Below are 4787 nucleotides of genomic sequence, written 5' to 3'. Positions count from 1 at the left end.
GCGGCGGAGGCGGTTGCCGAGTGGCGGCGGGTGCTGGGGGACTGAGCCCGCGCTTTCCCGTCACCCGGGGGTGTCGCTGGGCGGGGGTGGTCGCGCGGCCCGGCGCTTGCGGGATGCCGTCGCGCCCACCCGTGCCGCCCTGCGGCACGACTGCCCGCGGATGGTGGGCTGGGGGTGCTGCCGTGCCGCCCTGTGGCGCGGTTGCGTGCGGTGGGTGGCGGCGTTTGTGGTCAGGTGAGTTGGGGTGGGAGGTCTGTGGTGTGGGTGATGAGCAGGCCGGAGACCGCTCGGGTCAGGGTGACGTACAGGCGGCGCAGGCCGGTGCGTTCGTCGGGTTCGGCGTCCACGACCGCGCGGGGTTCGTGCAGCAGGACGTAGTCGTACTCCAGGCCCTTCGCCAGTGAGGCGGGGACCAGGGTCAGGCGGGTGGCGTCGGTCGTCTCCTCGCCGGGGGCGACGTAGGTGATGCCCGCCGCCGTCAGAGCCTCCGCGAGCTCCAGGACGTGGGTGTCCGCCACGATAAGGCCCACCGAGCCCTCGTTGCCGAGGAGTTCGTGGCAGCCGGCGACCACGTCGTCCGTACCCCCGGCGCGGCGGACCTCGAAGAAGCCGGGGTTCTCGCGGATCGACGCCACCGGGGCGAGGCCCGGCGCGATGTGCGGGAGGAGCCGGGAGGCGTAGGTGATGACGTCCGTCGGGACGCGGAAACCGGCCGTCAACTCCTCGATCACCGCCTCCTGTTTGCCCAGGTGGAGCAGGGCCTCCCGCCAACTCCGCGTCGCCCACGGGGTGGTGCCCTGGGCCAGGTCGCCGAGGACCGTCGCCGAACCGGTCGTGCAGCGCCGGCCCACCGCCCGGTACTGCATGGGGGAGAGATCCTGCGCCTCGTCGAGCACCACGTGCCCGAGGGAGTGCGTGCGCTGGACGAGGTCCGTCGCCTCGTCGATCAGTACCGTGTCCGCCGCCGACCACTTCGCCGACTTCACCGTGCGGGCGGGCCTGGCCCAGTGGATGTCCCGTTGTTCCCGCTCGTCGAGCAGGCCCTCCGCGTGGTCCGCCAGGAAGTCCGGGTCGCTCAGCAGCCGCAGTACCAGCTTCGCCGGGTCGACGGCCGGCCAGGCCGACTTCACCGCCGCCTTCACCGCGGCGTTGCGCGCCACCGCGTCCTGCACACGGTCGTCCGGTGCCTCGCCCGCCCGTTCCATCTGCACCAGTACGGCGTGCGCGATGCGCCGCGGGAGGGCGTCGCGGGCGGCGCCGTAGCGGATGTCCCGGTCCAGCAACTGCTGCACCAGCTCCTCGAGTTCGTACGCGGGGACGCGCCAGCGGCGTGAGCCGCGGACGACCGTGACCGGTTCGGTGGGCATCGTGACGTGCGAGTAGAGGGCCCGGCGCAGGACCTGGGCCATCCGGGCGTCGCCCTTGATCACCGCTGCCGTGGCGTCGTCCGTCCCGCGCACCTCGACATGGGCCACCAGATCGTCCACCGTGGCCTGCGCCACCGTCAGTTCGCCCAGGGCCGGGAGCACCTGCTCGATGTAGTGGAGGAAGGAGCGGTTCGGGCCGACGACCAGGGTGCCGGTGCGGGCCAGCCGCTCGCGGTGGGCGTAGAGGAGGTAGGCGACCCGGTGCAGGCCGACGGCCGTCTTCCCGGTGCCGGGTCCTCCCTGCACGCAGACGCTGCCGGCCAGGCCCGACCGTACGATCTCGTCCTGCTCGGGCTGGATCGTCGCGACGATGTCCCGCATCGGGCCGACGCGCGGACGCTCGATCTCCCGCTGGAGCAGCTTGCTGGTGGTCGCCGCTTCCGACGGGTCGGACAGGTGCTCGTCCTCGTACGCGGTGAGGTCACCGCCGGTGTAGCCGAAGCGGCGGCGCAGCGCGATGTCCAGCGGTTCCTTCCTGGACGCCCGGTAGAACGGCTGCGACACCGGTGCACGCCAGTCGATCACCATCGGGTCGCCGGCCGCGTCGTGCACGTGCCGGCGTCCGATGTAGAAGCGTTCCCCTTCCGCGCCCTCCGCCCCCTCGGCGCCGGGCGAGTGCAGGTGGTCGAGGCGGCCGAAGAACAGCGGGGTGCCGCTGAGGTCGGCCAGCGCCTTGACGCGCTCCTCGATCTGGTGCCGCAGGGCAGCCGCGTTCACCCAGTTGGCGGTGACGTCGCTGATGTCGAGGGCCTCGACGTCCTCGCGCATGGCGCGCAGCGCGGAGCGGGACGCGGCGAGGTGGGAGCGTTCGCGGTCGAGCGGGCCGTCGCCCGCGAGGTCGGGGACGTCGACGGGCTCATCTACGGGAGTGGACGCGGACAAGGGGGTGCCTCCGGGAAGCCTGCTGCTGGCGGTGGTGCGGAATACCGGCCGGTTTCCGTCCGGACGGCGGCGCTCCGTGAGGGGAGGCGGGGAAGAGCGGAGATTCTAGGACGCGCGGCCGGTGCGGTCCAAACGGTTTTGTGCGCCGGACGGGGGCGGCGGGCCGGGTACACGTCCCACGACCGACCCGGTCAGCTCGGACGGGGCGAGCCGTCCGCCGTCCGCGCGCCGGATGCGTCGGCCGGCCGGCGTGCCGGTTCCGTGGTCAGCGCGGCGAGCAGGGCGAGCCGTTCGGCGTCCCCGGTCCCCGGCTCGGCGTGATAGATCGCGAGCATCATGCCGTCGGGGCCGTCGACGTCCAGCTTGGACATGGTGAGGCTGAACTCGCCGACCTGTGGATGGTTCATCCCGATCGGCCCGGTGCCCAGCGGCCGCACGTCGTGGCGTGCCCACACCTGCCGGAACTCCTCGCTGGCCAGGGAGAGTTCGCCGACGAGTCGGACGACCCGCGGGTCGTCGGCATCGGACCCGAGCCGTCGGCGGAAGGCGGCGACGCACCGGGACGCCGTGTCGGTCCAGTCCGTGTGCAGCGCCTGCTCGGCGGGGTCGAGGAAGAACGACCGGAGCCGGTTCTCCCCCACACGGATGCTGGGCGCCAGCGCGGTGGCGAGGGCGTTGGCCGCGATCACGTCGAGGGACCTGTCCGTCACGAAGGCCGGCAGCCCGATCGAGTCGATCAGCTGTGCCGTGGCCGGCGGGACGGTCCGCCGCGGGGACCGGCGCCGGGCGCGGGGGCGCGGCGCGGTCAGCTGGTGGAGGTAGGCCGTGGCGGTGTCGTCGAGCCGGAGCACCCGGGCGATCGCGTCGAGGACCTGCGCCGACGGGTTGCGGTCGCGGCCCTGTTCGAGCCGCAGGTAGTAGTCGGAGCTGATGCCGGCGAGCATGGCCACCTCTTCACGGCGCAGCCCCGGCACCCGCCGGATCCCGTGGGCCGGCAGTCCGAAGTCCTCGGGTGTCACCAGTTCGCGGCGCGCCCGGAGGTAGTCACCGAGCAGGTTCTCCTCAGACATGCGTTCCATCGTAGGCGGGGCGGGCCGCTCGTCCCTGTCCCTGTCACTCCCAGGATCGCCAGGGACCTGGGCAGGGGTGCCGGGTGGCGCGGACGGTGGGTGCATGACCACTTCGACCACATCCCTCCCCGGCGGCACCTGGACCATGGGCGACCTGACCGTCACCCGCTTCGGCTACGGGGCCATGCAGCTGGCCGGCCCCGGCGTCATGGGGCCCCCGGCCGACCACGACGGGGCACTCGCGGTCCTGCGCGAAGCCGTACGTCTCGGCATCACCCACATCGACACCGCCGACGCCTACGGGCCGCACGTCACCAACCGGCTGATCCGCGAAGCGCTGCACTCCTACTCCGACGCGCTCCACATCGTGACCAAGGTGGGTGCGGTGCGCGACGCACAGGGCGGCTGGCCCACGGCCCGGGAGCCGGAGGACCTGCGCCGGGCCGTCCACAGCAACCTGGAGAACCTCGGCGTCGAGAGGCTGGACCTCGTCAACCTCCGGCTCGGCGACGCCGGAGGCCCGCGGCCCGGCTCGCTCGCCAAGGCCTACGAGACCCTCGTCGACCTGCAGGGGCAGGGCCTGATCCGGCACCTCGGCCTGAGCAACGCGACCGCGGACCAGATCGCCGAGGCGCAGGCCATCGCCCCGTTCGTCTGCGTCCAGAACCTCTACAACCTCGCCCACCGTCAGGACGACGACCTCGTCGACCGGCTCGCCGGGCAGGGCATCGCGTACGTGCCGTTCTTCCCGCTGGGCGGGTTCAGCCCTCTGCAGTCCTCGGCGCTCTCCGCCGTGGCCGCCCGGCTCGGCACCCGCCCGATGTCCGTCGCCCTGGCCTGGCTGCTGCACCGGTCGCCCAACATCCTGCTGATCCCCGGGACCTCGTCGGTGGCACACCTGCGCGAGAACATCACCGGCGCCGGCATCACCCTCTCCGAGGAGGACGTCGCCGAGCTCGACGTGATCGGCCGCTGATCGCCTCCGCCCCGGTCTCCCCTAGGGGAGACCCCGTCCTGCCTGAGAGGTACGGATCGCCCTGGAGGTGTACGCGCGGGGCCGGCGGGTCGGTCCCTTCGGCCGATGTCCGGACCGGGGGCGAAGCGCAACCATGGAAACATGAGCGCAGCAACCATCCACCCCACCACACCGCCGGTCCGGCCGACCGGCGCGACCCCGGTCCAGGGCAGTCATCCGCACCGCCTCGGTGATGCCCTGCGCGCCGTCAAGGTCTTCCTCGGCGCCGTCTTCGACGTGACCGTCCTCGGCGAGTACGGCGAGGAGGCCGGCGTCCGCCGCAGGTAGACACCGGCCACCTCCCCCGCCGGTGCTCGCCTCGCAGGCGAAGCCGAGGTGGCGGGCGGCGTGCTCCGGGCGCGTGGCCGCCGGGGTGCCCGGCCGCCTGACGCC

At 73.1% G+C, this 4787-nt stretch carries 4 protein-coding genes; 2 read left to right on the top strand and 2 right to left on the bottom strand.

The window, feature by feature from the left end; genetic code table 11:
- Positions 1 to 230: 230 nt before the first annotated feature.
- Together B9S61_RS05850 and B9S61_RS05845 are read right to left on the bottom strand one after the other, a co-directional pair.
- Entirely contained in the window at positions 231 to 2309 is a 2079-nt protein-coding gene (locus B9S61_RS05850; RefSeq protein WP_181007263.1) for an AAA family ATPase, read from the bottom strand.
- Between the two features lie 191 nt (positions 2310 to 2500).
- Positions 2501 to 3388 carry a helix-turn-helix transcriptional regulator gene (locus tag B9S61_RS05845; protein ID WP_103541232.1) on the bottom strand — a complete coding sequence of 296 codons (888 nt, stop codon included), beginning with the start codon at positions 3386 to 3388 and terminating at the stop codon, positions 2501 to 2503.
- A 94-nt stretch (positions 3389 to 3482) separates the two neighbouring features.
- Here B9S61_RS05845 and B9S61_RS05840 point away from each other — a divergent pair, with 94 nt between their 5' ends.
- Complete coding sequence (locus B9S61_RS05840; RefSeq protein ID WP_103541231.1) at positions 3483 to 4355, top strand: aldo/keto reductase family oxidoreductase; 873 nt, start codon at positions 3483 to 3485, stop codon at positions 4353 to 4355.
- A gap of 141 nt (positions 4356 to 4496) precedes the next feature.
- Positions 4497 to 4682, top strand: coding sequence for a hypothetical protein (locus tag B9S61_RS05835; protein ID WP_103541230.1), 186 nt, complete (start codon positions 4497 to 4499; stop codon positions 4680 to 4682).
- The last annotated feature ends 105 nt before the right edge of the window (positions 4683 to 4787 follow it).

The sequence above is a fragment of the Streptomyces sp. SM1 genome, from assembly GCF_002910825.1.
GTDB classification, from domain to species: domain Bacteria; phylum Actinomycetota; class Actinomycetes; order Streptomycetales; family Streptomycetaceae; genus Streptomyces; species Streptomyces okerensis.
Note: the sequence above shows the minus strand (reverse complement) of the source record. Positions and strands in the feature narration are given on the sequence as shown.

Coding starts and splice junctions, on each gene's coding strand:
- B9S61_RS05835 (WP_103541230.1), top strand. CDS start 4,497: ATGAGCGCAGCAACCATCCACCCCACCACACCGCCGGTCCGGCCGACC.
- B9S61_RS05845 (WP_103541232.1), bottom strand. CDS start 3,388: ATGGAACGCATGTCTGAGGAGAACCTGCTCGGTGACTACCTCCGGGCG.
- B9S61_RS05840 (WP_103541231.1), top strand. CDS start 3,483: ATGACCACTTCGACCACATCCCTCCCCGGCGGCACCTGGACCATGGGC.